At 71.5% G+C, this 16,375-nt stretch carries 16 protein-coding genes; 8 read left to right on the forward strand and 8 right to left on the reverse strand.

Translation table 11 applies throughout. The annotated features are described in order from the left end of the window. The first annotated feature begins 65 nt into the window (after positions 1–65). A complete protein-coding gene (locus IB242_RS20040) occupies positions 66–1,148 on the forward strand; it encodes an MBL fold metallo-hydrolase (protein WP_192283676.1) in 1,083 nt (360 codons plus the stop codon). A 49-nt stretch (positions 1,149–1,197) separates the two neighbouring features. On the opposite strand, the gene IB242_RS20045 is transcribed toward IB242_RS20040, so the two are convergent. Both IB242_RS20045 and IB242_RS20050 read right to left on the reverse strand, forming a co-directional pair. Continuing rightward, positions 1,198–1,383 (reverse strand): glycosyl transferase, encoded by a 186-nt coding sequence (locus IB242_RS20045; RefSeq protein WP_192283678.1) that lies wholly within the window; start codon positions 1,381–1,383, stop codon positions 1,198–1,200. 249 nt (positions 1,384–1,632) lie between these two features. Continuing rightward, entirely contained in the window at positions 1,633–2,169 is a 537-nt protein-coding gene (locus IB242_RS20050; protein WP_192283680.1) for a hypothetical protein, read from the reverse strand. Between IB242_RS20050 and IB242_RS20055 the strand changes: the two genes are divergently transcribed. Together IB242_RS20055 and fabV are read left to right on the forward strand one after the other, a co-directional pair. After that, on the forward strand, positions 2,168–3,385 hold the full coding sequence (locus IB242_RS20055) for an MFS transporter (protein WP_192283682.1): 1,218 nt from the start codon (positions 2,168–2,170) through the stop codon (positions 3,383–3,385). The two genes, IB242_RS20050 and IB242_RS20055, sit on opposite strands and share 2 nt — an antisense overlap. A gap of 580 nt (positions 3,386–3,965) precedes the next feature. Further along, positions 3,966–5,168 carry an enoyl-ACP reductase FabV gene (gene fabV, locus IB242_RS20060; protein WP_192283684.1) on the forward strand — a complete coding sequence of 401 codons (1,203 nt, stop codon included), beginning with the start codon at positions 3,966–3,968 and terminating at the stop codon, positions 5,166–5,168. Between the two features lie 147 nt (positions 5,169–5,315). Here fabV and IB242_RS20065 read toward each other — a convergent pair whose 3' ends face one another. Next, positions 5,316–5,687 (reverse strand): response regulator, encoded by a 372-nt coding sequence (locus tag IB242_RS20065; protein ID WP_192283686.1) that lies wholly within the window; start codon positions 5,685–5,687, stop codon positions 5,316–5,318. Positions 5,688–5,704: 17 nt separating this feature from the next. Beyond that, on the reverse strand, positions 5,705–8,068 hold the full coding sequence (locus IB242_RS20070) for a PAS domain-containing protein (protein ID WP_192283694.1): 2,364 nt from the start codon (positions 8,066–8,068) through the stop codon (positions 5,705–5,707). 266 nt (positions 8,069–8,334) lie between these two features. Here IB242_RS20070 and IB242_RS20075 point away from each other — a divergent pair, with 266 nt between their 5' ends. Continuing rightward, entirely contained in the window at positions 8,335–9,321 is a 987-nt protein-coding gene (locus IB242_RS20075) for a hypothetical protein (protein ID WP_192283696.1), read from the forward strand. A 34-nt stretch (positions 9,322–9,355) separates the two neighbouring features. Here IB242_RS20075 and IB242_RS20080 read toward each other — a convergent pair whose 3' ends face one another. The 3 genes from IB242_RS20080 to IB242_RS20090 all read right to left on the reverse strand — a co-directional run bounded on the left by IB242_RS20080 (position 9,356) and on the right by IB242_RS20090 (position 11,299). After that, positions 9,356–10,570 carry a serine hydrolase gene (locus IB242_RS20080; RefSeq protein WP_192283698.1) on the reverse strand — a complete coding sequence of 405 codons (1,215 nt, stop codon included), beginning with the start codon at positions 10,568–10,570 and terminating at the stop codon, positions 9,356–9,358. 23 nt (positions 10,571–10,593) lie between these two features. Continuing rightward, complete coding sequence (locus IB242_RS20085; protein WP_192283700.1) at positions 10,594–10,962, reverse strand: hypothetical protein; 369 nt, start codon at positions 10,960–10,962, stop codon at positions 10,594–10,596. A 94-nt stretch (positions 10,963–11,056) separates the two neighbouring features. Beyond that, a complete protein-coding gene (locus tag IB242_RS20090; protein WP_192283702.1) occupies positions 11,057–11,299 on the reverse strand; it encodes a DUF3297 family protein in 243 nt (80 codons plus the stop codon). 274 nt (positions 11,300–11,573) lie between these two features. On the opposite strand from IB242_RS20090, the gene IB242_RS20095 reads away from it, so the two are divergent. Beyond that, complete coding sequence (locus IB242_RS20095) at positions 11,574–11,762, forward strand: hypothetical protein (RefSeq protein WP_192283704.1); 189 nt, start codon at positions 11,574–11,576, stop codon at positions 11,760–11,762. Between the two features lie 314 nt (positions 11,763–12,076). On the opposite strand, the gene IB242_RS20100 is transcribed toward IB242_RS20095, so the two are convergent. Next, positions 12,077–12,373 (reverse strand): hypothetical protein, encoded by a 297-nt coding sequence (locus IB242_RS20100; RefSeq protein ID WP_192283706.1) that lies wholly within the window; start codon positions 12,371–12,373, stop codon positions 12,077–12,079. A 537-nt stretch (positions 12,374–12,910) separates the two neighbouring features. Here IB242_RS20100 and IB242_RS20105 point away from each other — a divergent pair. From IB242_RS20105 to IB242_RS20115, 3 genes are all read left to right on the forward strand, one after another. Then, complete coding sequence (locus tag IB242_RS20105) at positions 12,911–13,366, forward strand: PA2169 family four-helix-bundle protein (RefSeq protein WP_192283708.1); 456 nt, start codon at positions 12,911–12,913, stop codon at positions 13,364–13,366. Positions 13,367–13,619: 253 nt separating this feature from the next. After that, positions 13,620–15,758: a gluconolaconase gene (locus tag IB242_RS20110; RefSeq protein ID WP_225540896.1), complete on the forward strand. Its 2,139-nt coding sequence runs from the start codon at positions 13,620–13,622 to the stop codon at positions 15,756–15,758. 61 nt (positions 15,759–15,819) lie between these two features. Beyond that, a complete protein-coding gene (locus tag IB242_RS20115; protein WP_192283710.1) occupies positions 15,820–16,374 on the forward strand; it encodes a YaeQ family protein in 555 nt (184 codons plus the stop codon). Position 16,375: the final 1 nt, after the last annotated feature.

A 16,375-nucleotide genomic window follows, 5' to 3' on the forward strand; every position in this document is an offset into this window, starting at 1 on the left:
TACACCGGGCGGTTTACTTCCTGAAAAATGAAACTACACTGTGTAGTGTAATTTCTGGGTCGCCCATGAAACGCCTCCTCATCGTCCTCCTGCTTGGAATCCTCGCCGTGACCGCGCATACCGCCTACGTCCGCTGCACCCTGCCGGGCTATCCCGATTCGCCCCAGCACCGCGACGGCCGCTTCCAGAATCCGCTGCCACGCCCCGCGATGGGCTGGTGGCAGGGGCTGAAGCTGACCTGGACCTTCTTCTTCGGCAAGCCGGCCGGCACCGTGCCGGAGCGGCCGATCCCGGTGCGCGCGCTGGACCGCGCCGCGCTGGAGGCGGCCCCGGATGGCAGCCTGTACCGGCTCGGCCACTCGACCATCCTGCTGAAGCTGCGCGGCCGCTTCTGGCTGACCGACCCGGTGTTTTCCAAGCGCGCCTCGCCGGTGCAGTGGGCCGGCCCGGCGCGCTTCCATGCGCCGCCGATCGGCATCGACGACCTGCCGCCGATCGCCGGCGTGATCCTGTCGCACAACCACTACGACCACCTCGACCATGCGGCGGTGCTGCAGCTCGCCGGCAAGACCGGCCGCTTCGTCGCGCCGCTGGGCGTCGGCGACCAGCTGATCGCCTGGGGCGTGGATCCGGACAAGGTCGAGCAGCTGGACTGGTGGCGGTCGACGCAGGTCGACGGCCTGCGCCTGACCGCGACCCCGGCCCAGCATTTCTCCGGCCGCGGCCTGGCCGACAGCGACCGCAGCCTGTGGGCCTCGTGGGTGATCCAGGACGACGACCTGCGCGTGTTCTTCAGCGGCGACACCGGCTACTTCGACGGGTTCAAGGCGATCGGCGAGACCTACGGCCCGTTCGACCTGACCCTGATGGAGACCGGCGCCTACGACGAACGCTGGGCGTTCGTGCACATGCAGCCCGAGCAGACCCTGCAGGCCCACCTGGACCTGCGCGGGCGCTGGCTGCTGCCGATCCACAACGGCACCTTCGACCTGGCGCTGCACCCGTGGGAGCAGCCGTTCGAGCGGATCAGCGCGCTCGCCGCCGAGCAGGGCGTGGCGCTGACCACGCCGGTGATGGGCGAGCGCGTCGACCTGCATGCGCCGCAGCCGGGGACGCCGTGGTGGCGCGGGGTCGCGACCTCGCGCTGAGGCGGCAGTGTCACCTGCGCCGGCGACCCGGATCGCCGGCGTGCCCCTTTCAGCTGACCCGGTCGAGCACCGCCAGCAGCGCGCTGGCCATGCACAGGCCGATGAACAGCGCGCCGCACCAGCCGCGTTCGATGCCGCCGCTGCGGTGCCAGACCAGCTTGCCGATGCCGACCACCCCGACCGGCAGTGCGAACAGCAGCGCCGCGTGCGCCAGCCCCATCGCATGGATGTCCATGGCTGCGTGCCCTGGAAACGGCGGCGGATACCGCCATGGACCGATCATCGGCGCGTGGTGCCGGTCCGGCGTTGATCGCGATCAACCGCGGCCGCTGGCGGCAGCATGAGCCGGCGCATCGGTGCCGCCATGCCCCCGGCAGCGATGACGCATCGCCTTGCGGCCCGGCTGTCCGGCGGCATCCGCTTCGCGTGGCGGGATTGCCCGCGCGGTACGCCGGCGCGCGCCGCCGTGCGCCCTGGCCGGGAGTCACGCGATGCCGGTGACCTGCCGCCGGCTGACACCGGCCTGGTGCACTGGCTCGCGCGGCACCAGCAGGCGCGCAGCGACGTCGGGATCGTCGGGCAGGCCTTCGTGCATGGCAGGCAGACCAGCGGCGACCCGCGCCTGCCGGTCGAACGGGTGCTCGATCGCCTCGGCCGACACGGTGCCCGGCGCCGTCGGCGGCGCCAGGGCGAGCAGACCGGCGGCCTGCGCATGCAGGACCCGCAGCGTGCCGTCGCGCGCCGGCAGCGGGCGCAGCACCGGCATCGGCGCGTGCTCGATCTCGGCGATCGCCTGTTCCAGCTGCGCGGCGCCGGGCAGGAGACGGGGCCAGTGCCGCAGCAGCGCGGTGGGGTCGACCGGGATGTTCCAGCACCGCCCATCGTCGTCGGCGAGCGTGGTGACCGCACCGGCGCGACGCAGCGCCAGTGGCGTGGGGCTGTATCCGACCTGTCCGCGGAACAGGGTGTCGCGGGGCGTCGGGTTCCGGTGCTTGCTGCAACGCAGCATAATGGCGCCCATGCACGCGCCCCTGCCCCAGGACGCGGCTGCCCCGGCGGCAGCCGTCAGCCCACGCCATTACACCCTGATCCTGACCGCCCTGACGCTGGGCGGCTTCGCGATCGGCACCAGCGAGTTCGCGATCATGGGCCTGATGCCCCGGATGGTCGCCGAGCTCGGGGTGAGCGAGCCGCAGGTCGGGCACCTGATCAGCGCCTACGCGCTGGGCGTGGTGATCGGCGCGCCGCTGCTGGCGCTGCTGGGCGGCAACCTGCGCCGCAAGACGCTGCTGCTGGCGCTGATGGCGTTCTACGCGCTGGGCAACCTGGCCAGCGCATTGGGTCCGGATTACCACAGCCTGCTGCTGTTCCGCTTCATCGCCGGCCTGCCGCACGGCGCGTACTTCGGCGTGGCCGCGCTGACCGCAGTGTCGATCACCCGGCCCGAGGCGCGCGGCAAGGCGGTCAGCCTGGTGATGCTGGGCCTGACCCTGGCGATGCTGATCGGCAATCCGCTGGCCACCTGGATGGGCCAGATCGTCAGCTGGCGCTGGGCCTTCGCCGCGGTGACGCTGATCTCGCTGGTCACCGTGGGCATGATCGCCGCCTTCCTGCCGCTGGATCCGCAGCGGCCGAAGGAGAATCCGATGAACGAACTGCGCGCGTTCAACCGGCTGCCGGTCTGGCAGGCGCTGGCGATCGGCGCGATCGGATTCGCCGGCATGTTCAGCGTCTTCAGCTATCTGGCGCCGACCCTGATCAACGTCACCCGCGTGGATGCGGCGTGGATTCCGCTCGGCCTGGCCGGGTTCGGCCTGGGCGGGGTGATCGGCAACATGCTCGGCGGCTGGCTGTTCGACCGGCTGCAGTTCCGCGCGGTGGCGGTGATGCTGCTGTGGGCCACGGCGATGCTGCTGCTGTTCCCGCTGATGGCGCAGGCACCATGGAGCATCCTGCTGGCGACCGTGGCGATCGGCCTGATGGGCGGCATGGGCGCGATCCTGCAGTCGCACCTGATGGACGTGGCCGGCGAGGCGCAGACGCTCGCAGCCGCCTCGCACCATGCCGCGTTCAATGCGGCCAACGCGCTCGGCCCGTGGCTGGGCGGCATGGCGATCACCGCCGGCTGGGGCTGGACCTCGACCGGTCCGGTCGGCGCGGCCACCGCGATCGCCGGCCTGGCGATCTACGTCTGGGCCTCGCGCACGCTGCAGTGCCGGCAGGCCTGCCCGGCCTGAGCCGAGCGCCCGCTGGCGTCACCTGGGCGCCGCCGCGGCGTCGGTTCCTCGATCCCGCTGAAGGCGAAAACGCATCGGCGATCCATCGTGCGTGTCCCCCCGCCGGGTAGCGCCCGACGGTGCGCTGCCGCGATGCGCGCGTCGCCCGATGGATGCGCAGGCCGCGCTGCACGCCAATGCGGCGGCGTGGGTGGATCTCGTGCCTGCGCCGGACACAAGCGGTGGCCAGGGCGCTTCCTGCACCCGCCTGTCGCGGGTTCCAAGCCGACGACCTGCGTCGGGCGATGCGGCCCAGCGCCTCGGCGGCATGCGCGTTCCGGTCGCGACGGCGATGCCCGCGATCGCGTCGTGTGGCAGGCGACGCACGCGGTCAGCGCGCGGTGCCAGCCTCCGCCGACGGCGCCATGCGGGCCGCATCCACACCTCGGGTGCCGCACGCTTCGGCGCGCGTCGTCGCTGCTGCGCCGCCAGCGCGTCCATACGCCATGGAAGGGGCGATCGCGCCGTTAGCCGCTAGACTGTGGCGCTTCCCGGTGGCGTCGCGACGCACCGGTTTTCCATCCGTTTTCGAGAGGTCCGCGTGGTCATCCATCCCAAAGTCCGAGGCTTCATCTGCACCACCGCCCACCCGGTCGGGTGCGAGCAGAACGTGCTGGACCAGATCCGCATCACCCAGGCCCAGGGCGTCCGCAACGACGGCCCCAAGCGTGTGCTGGTGATCGGGGCGTCGACCGGCTACGGCCTGGCGGCGCGGATCACCGCGGCCTTCGGCTTCGGCGCGGCCACCCTGGGCGTGTTCTTCGAGAAGGCCGGCACCGACAAGAAGCCGGCCAATCCGGGCTGGTACAACTCGGCCGCGTTCGACAAGCACGCCAAGGCCGCCGGCCTGTGGAGCCGTTCGATCAACGGCGATGCGTTCTCCGACGAAGTGCGCGCCAAGGCGATCGAACTGGCCCGCGAGATGGGCGGCCCGATCGATCTGGTCGTCTACTCGCTGGCCTCGCCGGTGCGGCGGCTGCCCGATACCGGCGAGCTGAAGCGCTCGGCGCTGAAGCCGATCGGCGAGCCGTACCGCGCCACCGCGGTGGACACCAACCGCGACCAGATCATCGAGACCAGCGTCGAGCCGGCCACCGCCGAGGAGATCGCCGACACCGTCACCGTGATGGGCGGCCAGGACTGGGAGCTGTGGATCGATGCGCTCGACAAGGCCGGCGTGCTGGCCCCGGATGCCAAGACCGTGGCCTTCAGCTACATCGGCACCGAGATCACCTGGCCGATCTACTGGCACGGCGCGCTGGGCAAGGCCAAGGAAGACCTGGACCGCGCCGCGCATGCGATCGACGCGCGCCTGAAGCCGGGCGGCGGCCAGGGCAACGTGGCGGTGCTGAAGTCGGTGGTGACCCAGGCCAGCGCCGCGATCCCGGTGATGCCGCTGTACATCGCCATCGTCTACCGGATCATGAAGGAGAAGGGTCTGCACGAAGGCACGATCGAGCAGCTCGACCGCACCTTCCGCGAGCACCTGTACGCGGCCAACCCGCCAGCCCAGGACGAGGCCCAGCGCCTGCGCCTGGACGACCGCGAGCTGCGCGACGACGTGCAGCAGGCCTGCCGCGACCTGTGGCCGCAGGTGACGACCGAAAACCTGTCGCAGATCACCGACTACGCCAGCTACAAGCACGAGTTCCTGAAGCTGTTCGGCTTCGAGCGCGACGACGTGGACTACGACGCCGATGTCGATCCGCAGGTGGACTTCGACGTGGTCGACATGACCGCCTGATCCTTCCGCGCCAGTGCGGCGCATGGCGAAGGCATCACCGACGAAGCCGGGCCCGGGCCCGGCTTCGTCGTGTCTGGCGCAGTATGAGGGCGGCGGGCGCGCGCCCGGTGGCGGACGCCAGCGCGGTCGTCCGCGTCGCGGCGTGGCTCAGCCGCGCGGCGCCATCGCCGCCTGCACGGTATTGCGCAGATCGTTGAGGCGGAACGGCTTGCCCAGCAGGACCAGGCCCGGGTCGAGGGCGACGTTGGTGTAGCCGGACACGACGATCACCGCGGTCTGCGGATGGCGTGCGGTGACCTCGCGGGCCAGCTCGGAGCCGGACATGCCCGGCATCAGGTGATCGGTGACGAGCAGGTTGGGGGCCAGGCCGTCGTCGAGCCGGCGCAGCGCCTCCTCGCCGGAATCGGCCTCGACCACGTCGTAGCCCATGTCCAGCAGCACGTCGGCGGTGCACATGCGCACGCCGGGTTCGTCGTCGACCACCAGCGCGATGTGTTTCGGGGATGCGGCTGTTGCCATGCGGATGCTCCTGTTGCTTACCGGTTGCCGGCCGGCGGGCAGGCCGGCAGCCAGAGTTCGATGCGGGTGCCCTGGCCCGGCGTGCTGTCGATGCGCAGGCGCCCACCGAGCTGCGAGGCCAGGCCGTGCACCATCGACAGTCCCAGCCCTGTGCCCTTGCCCAGGCCCTTGGTCGTGAAGAACGGCTCGATCGCGCGCATGCGCGTGGCCGCATCCATGCCCAGTCCGGTGTCGCCGACGGTCACCACCACATACGGTCCGGGTGCCAGTGAGGACCCGTTGCCCGCATCGGACCATGCCGCGCGTGCGGACAGCGTCAATGTGCCGCCGTCGGGCATTGCGTCGCGCGCGTTGACGCCCAGGTTCAGCAAGGCCATTTCCAGCTGGTTGGCATCGGCGTGCGCGTCGGGCACTTCACCGGTCACGTCCGCCTGGACGCGGATCCGCGGATCGCAGCTGCTGCGCATCAGGTCGCCGATGTCGTCGACCAGCCGGCGCACGTCCACCCGGGTGGCCTGCAGCGGCTGGCGCCGGGCGAACGCCAGCAGGCGCTGCACCAGCACCGCGGCGCGTTCGGCCGACTGGCGCGCGACGTTGATCGTGCGCCCGCGCCGGGCCGGGTCGGCGTCGTCGTCCGATGCCAGCTCCAGCGCGGCCAGGATCGGCGTCAGCAGGTTGTTGAAGTCATGCGCCACGCCGCCGGTGAGCTGTCCCATCGCCTCCAGCTTCTGCGACTGGCGCAGTGCCTCCTCGGCGTTGCGCCGATGGCTGATGTCCAGCGCCTCGGGCACCACCGCGGTGATCGCGCCGGCCGCGTCGTACAGCGGGCGCAGCGACAGGTCGTAGGTGTGCGCGCCTCCGGGCAACTCGAGGACGATCTCCTCGCGGACCTCCTCGCCGGCGACCGCACGCGCGAATGCCGCGCGGATCCGCTCGGATGCGCCGGGCGTGCCGCGGAACCAGGGCGTGTCCCAGTACGGCAGGCCGACCACCTCGTCGAGCCCGCAGCCGATCGCATCCAGCGAGGTGCGATTGGAATCCTGCAGGGTGCCGTCCAGCGCGCAACGTCCCTGCAGCTGGTAGCTGCTCTCGAACAGGCTGCGCAGCAGCGCCTGCGAATCGGCCAGGGCGCGGGTGGCCGCGTTGACCTCGGTCACGTCGCGCGCGCTGCAATAGAACTTGTCGTCCTGCGGCGTCGCCATCCACGACAGCGTGCGGTAGCGGCCGTCGCGGGTGCGCATCCTGCACTCGAAGCCCATCAGCGGCTCGCCGGCACGCATCCGCTGCCCGGCGGCGACCGCGTCGTCGACGTCGTCCGGATGCAGCAGATCACGCGCCGGGTGCGACGCAAGCTCGGCGCTGGTCCAGCCCAGGGTGCGCTCCCAGGCCGGATTGCTCTTCTCCAGCACGCCGTCGTGATTGAGCACGCCGAGCATGTCCGGCGTGGTCTGCCAGATCAGCGAGCGCTCGCGCGCGTGTTCGGCCACGCGCCGTTCCAGGCTCTCGTTGAGCGCCTGGAGTTCGGCCTCGCGCTGACGCAGTGCGATCTCGCCGACGATGCGCGCGGTCACGTCCACACCGACCACGAAGATGCCGCCGATGCTGCCGTCCTCGTCCCGCACCGGCTGGCAGATGTAGTCCAGGTGGTGCTCCTGGCCGGAGGGCGCGTCCGCCGAGGGCGGGCCGACGTAGCGGGCGCCGTAGGCCACGAACGCACGCCCGCTCGCGTACACCTGCTCGATCGGCTCCAGGTAACCGCGCGCGACGGCATCGGGCAGGATCTCGACCAGCGGGCGGCCGACCACGTTCTCGCGGCCGACCATCGCCATGTAGCTGGCGTTGGCGAACTCGATCCGGTGATCCGGCCCGCGCAGCAGCGCCATGAAGGTGGGCGCCTGGTCGAACATCCGCGCCATCCGTGCGTGCTCGTCGGCGAGCCGGCGCTCGGTCAGCACGCGGCGCGTGGTCTCGTGGGTGGTGTTGAGCATCGCCACCACGCCGCCATCGGCCGCGCGCACCGGCGAGTAACTGAACGTCCACCAGGTGTCCTCGGCGTAGCCATGCCGCTGCATGACCAGGTGCATGTCCTCCTTCCACGTCGGCGTTCCCGACATGGCCGATTCCACCAGCGGCCGGATGTCGTCCCACAGCTCCGACCACACCTCGCGGATCGGCAGCCCGAGCGCACCGCGCTCCTTGGCGCCGAGCATCGGCTGGTAGGGATCGTTGTAGAACAGCAGCTGGTCCGGCCCCCATCCCAGGCACATCGCGAAGCTGGAGCCGAGCATGATCGACAGCGTGGTCTTCAGTTCGACCGGCCAGCCGGCGGGCGGGCCGAGCGGATGGGTGTGCCAGTCGTGCGCCGCGATCCGTGCGGCCATCCGGCCGCCACCCCGCAGAAACTCGGTACCAGGCGGCGGATCTTCCATGAGGGGCTGCATCGGGACCTTGGAATCGGGACGTGCGGCATGCTGGCATGTCGGTCGAAGCGGGCAGGTGACGATCTCCCCGTGCGGTCGGCATGTGTTCAGCCCGATGTCGCGGGCGGCGGCCGCCTCGCAGGTGAATGCCGTCCCGGCCCACGGGAACCCGCGGCCGTCCCGACGGTCATCCTTGCCTTCATCTCCGCCGATCCACGTCCCCGCCGATGTCCGCCCGCAGAGCCGCCGACGAGATCCTGCCGCGCATCGCCGCCGCGCTTGCGACCGCGGCGTTGCTGCTGCTGGTGTGGCGCGCACTGATGCACGTCCCGGACAGGCGCGCCGATCCGGCGCCGGCCGGGGAGCGCCTGCAGCTGCGGTTCGTCGAGCGGATGTCTCCGCGGACAGTGCAGGACATCGCGGCGACACCTCCTGCCGAAGACGCCGGCGTCGCCGTCGACCGCGATGCGCGCACGCGCCCCGTGGCGGCGACGTCCGCCATCAGGACCGACCGTGCGGTCGCGGCCGCGGACACCGCCACGGCCGATACCGGTGGTCGACTTGTGCTGTACGACGCGGATGGCCGTGCGCTGCTGCCCGCCGACGACCGCTTCGCCGACGGACGACGCCCGCGCGCCACCGATGCCGACACCGCGCGGCGGCTGCTCGAGCGCGAGAACCCGGTCGACTACCGCGGTAGCCGCTTCGCCAGGGACTGGGTCAGCGATGGCGACGTCGCCGATGTCGCCCAGCAGGAGATCGCCCGGGCGCAGAAGAAGATCGCGCGGCTGATCTACGGCCCGGACATCCAGCACGCGGAGGCGCGACCGTCGCCCGATGTGCGTTTCAATCCCGGCCGTCACGAGCGTCCTTCCGACCTGGGCAGCGAGGCGACCGGCGACGCCTACAAGGCCGCGCCGATCAGCGACGAGAAGGCGCCGGGACTCGAGGGCGAGGCAAGCCGTCGCATCCGCACCAAGGTGGCGGCGCTGGAGCGGCGTGCCGGTGGCTGCGACCGTGCACGGATCGAGCGGTTGATGGAACCGCTGCTGCAGCACCTGGGCGATCTGCAGAAGGCCGAGGCCGCGTTCGCGCGTGGCGCCGATCCGATCCGTGCCGCGCACATGCTGCCCAACCAGGCCGATGCGGCGTACAACGGCGCACGCCGCGCGCTGTGGCATGCGGAACGGCAACTGGCGGGATGCCTGCGCTGAGCCGGCGCGCCGCGCCTGCGGCGGATGCCGCGGGTCAGGGAATCGACTCGCCGCGCGCCAGCGCTTCCTCGACCGCGCTGAAGGCCGAATGCGCGCCGGAGGGGCCGGCGACCACGCCGGTGGCGAAGTAGGCCACGCCGGTGCCGGCGTCCAGGTCCAGCCACAGTCCGGACAGCAGCCCATAGGCGTCGCCGGCATGGCCGACGCGCGGACGCCCGTCGCCGAAGGGATCATCGCCGCAGCCGGGCGCAGGCGTCGCCAGCGTCTGGCTGGCCAGCCCGTAGCGACACATGAAGGCGCCGCGCGCGGTCATCCCGCCTTCGCCATCGCGCGCGGCGTTGTCGGGTGTGCGGGTCCAGAGCGGCTGCAGCAGGGTGCGGACCGAACCGGCGTGCAGGATTCGCACGCCATCCAGCTCGCCGCCGCCGAGCAGCATCCGGCCGATCCGCGCCAGGCCATGGGCCGAGATGCGCAGGCCGCCCTGCGGTGCGAAGGTCGCACCGGCGCGGCCGGCCTGCCACAGGCGCAGGTCGCAGCGGCCATCGCGCGCGGGGATCACCGCGCAGTCCGGCCGGCGCCCGTGCAGGTCGTCGCGGATCGCCACGCCGTCGCGGTACAGCACCACCGCGCGCGCCACGGTCGTGTCGTCGCAGGCATCCCAGTTGAAGCAGCCGGCGATGTCCAGCGGCTGCAGCACCAGGCGCCGCATCAGCAGGTCGAAGCGCTCGCCGCTGGCGCGTTCCATCGCGGCGGCGACCAGCGGGAAGTTGAGGTTGGCGTAGCGGAACCAGGTGCCCGGTGCGTGCGCCATGTCCCAGGCGCGGGGGTCGGCCAGGACCTCGCGCAGGTCGCCGTCGATCGGGACTTCCCAGTAGCCGGCCGCATCGGTCAGCGCGCTGCGGTGCGACAGCAGCAGGCGCAGGGTGATCGGCGTGTCGGGAAAGGCCGGATGGCGCAGCGGCCAGCCCAGCAGCGGCGACAGGTCCGCGTCCAGGTCGAGCTGCCCGTCCTCGACCATCCGCATCACGCCGATCGCGACGACCAGCTTGGAGATCGAGGCCACCCGCACCGGATCGTCCGGGCCCAGCGCGCGGCCCGCGGCGACATCGGCCATGCCGGCCACGCGGGTCCCGGTGATGCCGCCGCGGTCGAACGCCACACGCGCCTGCGCCGTCGGCGGGGCAGCGGCCGCATGCACGGCGGGCAGCAGGGTCAGCAGCAGACAGAGAGCGGCGCGGGCGATGTCCATCGCCCGAGTATGCAGCGCCGGGCTCAGGGCACCACGGTCCACAGCGCGATGCCGGCCGCGGTGGCCGCGACGGTCGCCCCCAGCCCGCGCCGGAACCACAGTGCCTGGCTGGAGGCCCGACGCGCCAGCACGCTGTCGTCGGGCGCCAGCCCGAGCAGGGAGAGCATGTACAGCGGCGTGGCCAGCAGCGGTACCAGCAGGCTGTCGTGCAGCTGGTCGCCGACCAGCCAGCTCAGCACCACCGGCACGCCGGCCAGCGACACCCACAGCCAGCCCTGGCGCCGGTCGATCAGGAAGCGCAGCGCGCGTGCGGCCATGAAGCCGGCATACGCCAGGCCCAGCGCCGCGAGGCAGGCGAGCGGTGACGCCAGCGTAGTGAGGGGAGCGGCCATGGTGGACCCGGAAGACGGCCCACGGAGACTAGCGTGGTTTTCCGTACCGGATGTTGCGATCAGGTAAAGCGGCCATGGCCGGCCGCTGCCGGGCTCAGGCCTGGTCGAGGAAGTACGGCTCGACCGTGCCCTTGACCTTCATCGTCATCGGATTGCCGCGGCGGTCGCGCGAACGGCCGACCTGCACCCGGATCCAGCCTTCGCTGACCGAGTACTCCTCGACGTTGTCGCGTTCCTGTCCGTTGAAGCGCACGCCGATGCCGCGGTCGAGCAGCGCCGCATCGTGGAACGGGCTGCGCGGATCCAGGGCAAGGCGGTCGGGAGGGGTTTCGCTCATGGTGGTCGTGATCGTCTGCGCCGCGTGGTCCGCGGTCGGGCGCGCAAGGATACCGGTTCGCTCCCCGGCACGCCTGCCGCACATGGCCGCCGCCGGCCGTGGCCGCCGTTCGAACAGGCAGAGCACAGGGATCTTAGCGAGGTTGCCCGGGCGGTCGGCGGCCTTCACCGCCGCTTCGCGGTCGCCGCCACAGGATCGACGGCGGGAGGAACAGGTTCATGGGAAGCGGAACAGGGGAAGCGCCGTCCTGGTCGGCGCGCAAGCGAGGTGTCGGATGAAGCCCAGCGAAAGTGTGGCGGCCGCGGTGGCCGCATTCGGGCCGTTGGCATTCCTGTCGATCCAGCATTCGCCGCCCGGCGCACAGCCGGAGGCCTTCACCAACGAAGAGCGGATGCAGGCCTTCCGCCAGTGGCTCGCGATGGCCGCGCGCATGCCGGCGTCTGGTGGTGTGCTGGAAGGATAGACGCAGCCTTGCGTGCGGCGCGCCTGCGCTGACGCACGCGGTCGGATGCGAAGGCGTGCCGGCATGCGTGCGTTGCTGCAGGTGCGCAGGCAGACCTGCACGTGCGCTGGATCGCATCGGTCGTGCTGCCGACAACAGATGGCCCCGTCCGTGATCGACCGGTGATTCTCTGGTCGGAAACGGCCGCTCTCGACGCCATGCATCCATGCGCGCGCATGCACGCATCTGACCGGATGTAGTCCGCCTTCGCAGCGGCGATGTGACGCTCAGGGCATGGATGACGTGCTCGGGACGCGCGCTCGACTGCCGGGCGTCTACAGTGCATGCCTGGCAAGCCCCGCCACGAAGCGGAATGCCGGCGCTGCGCTGCGATCCGCTGACTGGTCATCCGCCTTGTCGCCACGCGTCTTCTCGATGCGCATGCATTGAACGGCATCCGTACTGGCGCGCCCGCCTGCTGGCCGGACATCGCGCTCGTTCGCGCGCCTGGATGCAGGCGGATGCGCCGCGCACGCCGGCGCTCCCAGGTGAATGCCGGTTCCGAGCCTCTTCGTTGCCGGCAGCGCACGCAGTGGATCGGAGACTGCATGTTCCGGGATGTCGATCAGCACGCCGAGCTGCGCTGTCGGGTGCGGGCAGGCCAGGTCCACCGATGGTGCGCCGTCCACGCTTCCAGCGCGTGTTTCGGCGTGAGTCGGCTGGACGCGCCGAGGTGGATGCGATGCCATCCACGCGGTGCGTCGCACCCGAATCGTCCGAGGCGCGCTGCGCCATCTGCGAGACGCTGCGGGTTCCGGTGTCTGCTCGAGCAGCATCAGCGGAGCGGGCATGCCCGAGTCGCTTGGCCTCGATGGCGTCTGCCCACCGCGTGGACACCGGCGTGGCACCGCGCGCTGCGTTCCGCAGGTGCATGTGGCATCGGTGCGCGCGCAACAGCCATGCGACTTAACGGTTGGGCTTCGTCGCGGCAGTGTCCAGAAAGCGCTCACACAATGTTCGCCTGCGGCTCACGGCGGTTTTATCGGCGATTGGCGAGCATGGCCCCAACGCAACGAGGCACGCATCCCAACGCTTCTCCATGCCGGCCCACGGGGCGCATCGCGCCCGACGCCACGTTGCAGCGGCCGGCATGGAGCCAGGAGATTCGCATGACCAGCATCCAGAAGAAGACCGAGCACAGCCTCAACGACCTGATCGCGATCTCGCGCGATGGCCAGCAGTTCTATCAGGAAGCCGCCGACAAGGTCGAAGACGCCGAGCTGGCGTCGCTGTTCCTGCGCATGGCCGGCGTCAAGGCCGATGTGGTCGGCGCACTGAGCGGCGTGGTGCAGTCGGTGGGTGGCGAGCCGGAACAGCATGGCACCCTGGTCGGCAACATGCAGCAGATGTACGGCAAGGTCCGCGCCGCACTGGGCGACAAGCGCTATGCGTTCGTCAGCGAACTGGAGGAGTCCGAGGACCGCCTGCTGAAGGCCTTCGACGAGACCATCGCCGACGCCGACACGCCGGTGCCGGCGCGCGAGGTCGCGCTGCGCCTGCTGCCGGAAGTGCGCGCCTGTCACGACCTGATGCGCAACCGCAAGCTGGCGATGAAGGCGGCCTGATCCGCCGACGCTTCGTCTGTCGCCCGGCAACGCCCGGTACCGCAAGGTGCCGGGCGTTGCCAGTTCCGGCGCCTGTCGACGCGGATGCCCGGGGCGCGCTCCGCGGCCTGCGCGACGGCGGTGGCGGGCGAGGCCGCCCGTGCGTCGGACGATGCGGGGGCGGCACTCGCGCCCTAGGCAGATCCGGCACGTTTGACTAAGGTGCGGCGTTGCCCGATGCAGGATGCCGCACGATGCCGTTGGAACTGGCCGCATGACGCGGCGCACGCTGGTCCTGGGCGTGATCGCGCTGATGTGCGTGGCGCTGGCGATGACCTGGCTGCTGGAGCCGGCATCGCGCGATGACGCCGCCTCCGGGGCGGATCGGAAGCCGAAGGCGACGCCGTTCGGCTGGCTGGCCCAGCTCAGCGTGGATGCCGGCGACGGGATTGCCGGTCACCGCGATGGCGCCGCGCTGCAGGCGCGCTTCGGCGACCCGTGGGGCGTGGTGGTCGCTACCGATGGCGCGCGGATCGTGGCCGACGCCGACGCCGGCGACAGCAACCGCATCCGCAGGATCGCACCCGACGGCGGCGTGACCACGCTGGCGGGGTCGGCCGAGGGCTTCGTCGACGGCCCGGCCGCGCAGGCCGCGTTCCACACGCCGTCCGGCGTCGCGCTCGATGCGGCCGGCAACCTCTACATCGCCGATACCGGCAACCACGCGATCCGCGTGCTCGGTGTCGACGGGCAGGTGCGCACGCTGGCCGGCGACGGCGAGCCTGGCGACCGCGATGGTCCGGCGCTGCAGGCGCGGTTCCATGCGCCGCTGGGCGTGGCGGTCGATGCCGCTGGCAACGTGTATGTGGCCGACACCTACAACGACCGGATCCGGGTGATCGGTACCGATGGCCAGGTGCGCACGCTGGCCGGCGACATGCGCCCCGGCTATCGCGACGGGCTCGGCGCGCAGGCGCGCTTCGACACGCCGACCGGGATCGCGGTCGATGCCGACGGCACGGCCTGGGTCGCCGACCTGCGCAACGATGCGATCCGACGGGTCGACACGGATGGCCGGGTAACCACCGCCTATCGCACCGTCCCCGGATCGCCCGGTTACGCGCTGCGCCGGCCGATGGCGCTGGCGATCACCCACGACGGTCTGCTCTACGTGACCGAGGCCGCCGCCGGGCGCGTGTTCCAGCTGCTGCGCGACGGACGCTGGCAGCTGCTGAGCGGCGATACCCCGGCGCAGCGGATGTCGCGTCCGGCCGGCGTGGCGCTGGCGGCCGACGGTGCGCTGTACGTGACCGATGCCGGCGCCTACCGCGTGCATCGGATCGCGCCGCCCACGCCGGCGCTGACCGCGCTGGCGCAGGACGACCCGCGCCTGGCGCTGGGGCCGTCGCCGCAGGCGCCGCTGCCGGACACCGGCGCGCGCTGGCCGCTGCATCCACAGGACGGCTGGCACGAGGTGGTCGGCACGCTCGGCGAAGTGCGCGGCGACTACCGCGGCGAGAGCCGGCACCACCTGCATGGCGGCCTGGACATCCGCGGCGATGTCGGCCAGACCGTGCTGGCCATCGCCGATGCCAAGGTCAGCAGCCCGACCGCGGCCTGGGGCCATGGCACCGGCAGCGAAGGCCTGGGTCTGGACACGCTGTCCTACATCCACATGCGGGTCGGTCGTACCGCGCAGGGCCTGCTGCTGGATCCGCGCTTCCAGCGGCTGGACGACGATGCCGGCAAGCCCGAACGGATCCGCGTGCCACGCGGCACGCGCTTCAGGGTCGGCGACCCGCTGGGCACGCTCAACGGCATGGCCCACGTGCACCTGAGCGTCGGCGCCAGCGGTTACGAGCGCAACGCGGTCGCGCTGGGGTTCGCCGGCTACGCCGACCGCGTGCCGCCGCGGATCGATTCGGTCGGGCTGCTCGACCCGCTGGACCTGCCGCTGGAGAAGCGCGGCGGCCGCGTGCTGGTGCCGCGCAGCCTGCCCGGCGTGCAGATCGTCGTCGATGCCTGGGACCAGGTCGACCGCAACCTGCCGCGGCGCAGGCTGGGCCTGCATGCGCTCGGCTACCAGGTGCTGCGCGCCGATGGCACGCCGCTGCCGGGCGAGGAGATGCCGCGCATGACCATCGTGTTCGACCGCCTGCCCAACGACGACGCGACCAAGGTGGCGTATGCGCCCGGCAGCGGCATCACCGTGCACGGCGCGGCGGTGACGCGCTTCAGGTATCTGGTCAGCAACACCGTACGCGACGGCGTGTACCGGCAGGGCCTGTGGGACACCGGGGCGCTGCCGCCGGGCGACTACATCGTGCGGATCGCGGCACGCGATTACAGCGGCAACAGCGCGGTGGCCAATCGCGACCTGGCGGTGACGATCCTGGGCGATCCGGTGCCGTGAGCCGGACGCGGGGCGACGCGGCGCGTATCATGGCCGCCCGTCCCAACCCCTGGAACCGCCGATGGCGCTCAAGGCCACCGTGGTCCGTGCCGAGCTGCAGATCAGCGACATGGACCGGCATTACTACGCCACCCATCCACTGACCCTGGCCCAGCATCCGTCCGAAACCGAGACCCGGCTGATGATGCGCGTGCTCGCGTTCGCGCTGTATGCCGACGAGCGCCTGGAGTTCGGCAAGGGGCTCAGCAACGAGGACGATCCCGATCTGTGGGAACGCGATTACGGCGGCGACATCGAGCGCTGGATCGACGTCGGCCAGCCCGATGAAGCGCGGATCCGCAAGGCCTGCGGGCGTGCCCGCCAGGTCGTGGTGCTGAACTACGGCGGCCGTGCGTCCGACCTGTGGTGGGACAAGATCGGCAGCGGCCTGGCGCGGCACGACAACCTCACCGTGCTCGACATTCCGGCCGAGGCGGTCGATGCGCTGACCGCGCTGTACACGCGCGGCATGCGTCTGAACATCTTCGTGCAGGACGGCGAGGTGCGGGTGATCGACGAGGGCGGCACCGAAGTCGAGCTGCGGCCGGCCGTGCGCATGGCCCCGGGCCACGCCTGAG

Origin of the sequence: Xanthomonas sp. XNM01 (genome assembly GCF_014851915.1) — a bacterium.
GTDB lineage: Bacteria > Pseudomonadota > Gammaproteobacteria > Xanthomonadales > Xanthomonadaceae > Pseudoxanthomonas.

Bases quoted from the DNA above. Each gene is read 5' to 3' on its own strand.
- IB242_RS20040 (WP_192283676.1), top strand. From the start codon at position 66: ATGAAACGCCTCCTCATCGTCCTCCTGCTTGGAATCCTCGCCGTGACC.
- IB242_RS20045 (WP_192283678.1), bottom strand. From the start codon at position 1,383: ATGGACATCCATGCGATGGGGCTGGCGCACGCGGCGCTGCTGTTCGCA.
- IB242_RS20055 (WP_192283682.1), top strand. From the start codon at position 2,168: ATGCACGCGCCCCTGCCCCAGGACGCGGCTGCCCCGGCGGCAGCCGTC.
- IB242_RS20050 (WP_192283680.1), bottom strand. From the start codon at position 2,169: ATGGGCGCCATTATGCTGCGTTGCAGCAAGCACCGGAACCCGACGCCC.
- IB242_RS20065 (WP_192283686.1), bottom strand. From the start codon at position 5,687: ATGGCAACAGCCGCATCCCCGAAACACATCGCGCTGGTGGTCGACGAC.
- IB242_RS20070 (WP_192283694.1), bottom strand. From the start codon at position 8,068: ATGGCCGCACGGATCGCGGCGCACGACTGGCACACCCATCCGCTCGGC.
- IB242_RS20075 (WP_192283696.1), top strand. From the start codon at position 8,335: ATGTCCGCCCGCAGAGCCGCCGACGAGATCCTGCCGCGCATCGCCGCC.
- IB242_RS20080 (WP_192283698.1), bottom strand. From the start codon at position 10,570: ATGGACATCGCCCGCGCCGCTCTCTGTCTGCTGCTGACCCTGCTGCCC.
- IB242_RS20085 (WP_192283700.1), bottom strand. From the start codon at position 10,962: ATGGCCGCTCCCCTCACTACGCTGGCGTCACCGCTCGCCTGCCTCGCG.
- IB242_RS20090 (WP_192283702.1), bottom strand. From the start codon at position 11,299: ATGAGCGAAACCCCTCCCGACCGCCTTGCCCTGGATCCGCGCAGCCCG.
- IB242_RS20095 (WP_192283704.1), top strand. From the start codon at position 11,574: ATGAAGCCCAGCGAAAGTGTGGCGGCCGCGGTGGCCGCATTCGGGCCG.
- IB242_RS20105 (WP_192283708.1), top strand. From the start codon at position 12,911: ATGACCAGCATCCAGAAGAAGACCGAGCACAGCCTCAACGACCTGATC.
- IB242_RS20110 (WP_225540896.1), top strand. From the start codon at position 13,620: ATGACGCGGCGCACGCTGGTCCTGGGCGTGATCGCGCTGATGTGCGTG.
- IB242_RS20115 (WP_192283710.1), top strand. From the start codon at position 15,820: ATGGCGCTCAAGGCCACCGTGGTCCGTGCCGAGCTGCAGATCAGCGAC.